Annotated in this window: 2 protein-coding genes; both read right to left on the reverse strand. The window is 43.7% G+C overall.

The window, feature by feature from the left end:
- The coding region (gene gluQRS, locus A3729_RS24350) for a tRNA glutamyl-Q(34) synthetase GluQRS (RefSeq protein WP_068634381.1) at positions 1 to 724 on the reverse strand (724 nt) is incomplete at its 3' end.
- Between the two features lie 48 nt (positions 725 to 772).
- Complete coding sequence (gene dksA / locus A3729_RS24355; RefSeq protein WP_068510075.1) at positions 773 to 1,210, reverse strand: RNA polymerase-binding protein DksA; 438 nt, start codon at positions 1,208 to 1,210, stop codon at positions 773 to 775.
- Positions 1,211 to 1,309 lie beyond the last annotated feature (99 nt).

Here is a 1,309-nt window from a genome sequence, read left to right on the forward strand (position 1 = left end):
TCAAATTCTCTTTGGCTTGGAGAGAAGAGACGGCCTTCGCGTGGTTTTGTTTACTCAGCTTCTGACCTTTAGCAGATAGTACCGGGAAATGAGAGAATTCGGGAGGCTTATAGTCAAGCGCTTGATAGAGTGCCAATTGCATGGGAGTAGAGAAGAGTAGGTCGTAGCCTCTTACGACATGTGTAATATTCTGTCGGTGATCATCATTAACCACAGCTAGTTGATAAGCATAAAAGCTTTCTTTACGCTTAAGAACAAAATCATCATCTAGTTTATACGAGTGTTCACCTTGCATGCCGTCATGCCAATAATATAGTTCTTCGGTATTCCTAAACTTCTGAGCACAGTTTTGCTTATCGACAGACTGGCGTAGGCAAGCTTCATTGTGTCGACCACCGTTTGTAGCCAAGTATTTTCGACTACAGGGGCAATAGAAAATTGCTTTTCTTAAGTCCAGTTTTGTTAACAAGCTTTCGTATTCAGCACTATGTGCTGATTGAAAAACTATTGGTTCATCCGAGAATAAATGGTGGGCTTCAAGTGTCTCGATAATTTGCTGGCTAGCGCCGGGTGCTTCACGTAAGGGGTCAATATCTTCAATTCTTACAAGCCAGGTACCCGAATTTCTCCTTGCCTCTAAATAGGAAACCAAGGCAGCGAAGAGTGAACCAAAGTGTAAAGGGCCGGTAGGGGACGGAGCAAAGCGACCGCGATATGAGCTCATAGATCTAAGGATATTGGGTAGGAGTAGCTCCCACCCAATCTATCAGGATTAAATTCCTGTTTGGCGCTCTTTAATTTCAGCGAGCGTTTTACAGTCGATGCATAGGGTTGCAGTAGGTCGTGCTTCAAGCCGACGAATACCGATCTCTACACCGCAAGAATCGCAAAAGCCATAGTCATCATCTTCGATGCGGTCTAAGGTTTTATCGATCTTCTTGATTAGCTTACGCTCACGATCACGTGTTCGAAGCTCAAGACTGAACTCCTCTTCTTGTGTCGCTCGGTCACTTGGATCTGCATAGTTAGAAGCGTCTTCTTTCATATAATGCACAGTACGATCTACTTCTTCCATTAGCTCAAGCTTCCAAGCTAAAAGGATTTGGCGAAAGTGCTCGCCCTGTTCATCGTTCATGTACTCCTCACCGTCTTTTTCGACGTAAGGGGTGAAATTCGTCATTTCTTGGGATTTTTGTTGGTTTTCCGGCATAACATTCTTCTCATTGTTACTTACTGATTGCTTCTCGTTGGCAAGCCGGGACAACGAGATTCCATTTAGCATATTAAAAAGCTAAGCCCACAAAAATTA

The sequence above is a fragment of the Oleiphilus sp. HI0043 genome, from assembly GCF_001634935.1.